The sequence below is a fragment of the Pseudomonas sp. HMSC08G10 genome (genome assembly GCF_001808425.1).
Taxonomy (GTDB): Bacteria; Pseudomonadota; Gammaproteobacteria; order Pseudomonadales; family Pseudomonadaceae; genus Aquipseudomonas; species Aquipseudomonas guariconensis.
Map to the genome: position 1 here is coordinate 311,229 of NZ_KV793306.1, position 378 is coordinate 311,606.

A 378-nucleotide genomic window follows, 5' to 3' on the forward strand; every position below is an offset into this window, starting at 1 on the left:
TAACAGGGGTTCGAGTCCCCTAGGGGACGCCAGTTTTGCACAAGCGATGTTTCGATGTCGCTGGGCCGAGAGGCTAGAAATCCGGGGCTATAGCTCAGCTGGGAGAGCGCCTGCATGGCATGCAGGAGGTCAGCGGTTCGATCCCGCTTAGCTCCACCAATTTGCCGCGGTCCGTGGAAACGGATCGGCACGAAGGTTGTTGTCCCCTTCGTCTAGTGGCCTAGGACACCGCCCTTTCACGGCGGTAACAGGGGTTCGAGTCCCCTAGGGGACGCCACTTTTACCCGCGCTTTGCGGGAGTTGAAAGGCTCATTCTCATGTTTGGATGGGCCTTTTGTTTTAACCTTGGGGCTATAGCTCAGCTGGGAGAGCGCCTGC

Annotated in this window: 4 tRNA genes (2 of these 4 running past the window's edge); all 4 read left to right on the forward strand. The window is 58.5% G+C overall.

The window, feature by feature from the left end:
- Nucleotides 1–32 (forward strand) — tRNA-OTHER (locus HMPREF3173_RS11850) (it extends 51 nt beyond the left edge of the window).
- Nucleotides 33–83: 51 nt separating this feature from the next.
- A tRNA-Ala gene (locus HMPREF3173_RS11855) sits at nucleotides 84–159 on the forward strand.
- A gap of 42 nt (nucleotides 160–201) precedes the next feature.
- Nucleotides 202–277: transfer RNA gene (locus HMPREF3173_RS11860), tRNA-Glu, on the forward strand.
- A gap of 70 nt (nucleotides 278–347) precedes the next feature.
- Nucleotides 348–378: transfer RNA gene (locus tag HMPREF3173_RS11865), tRNA-OTHER, on the forward strand; it runs 49 nt beyond the window's last position.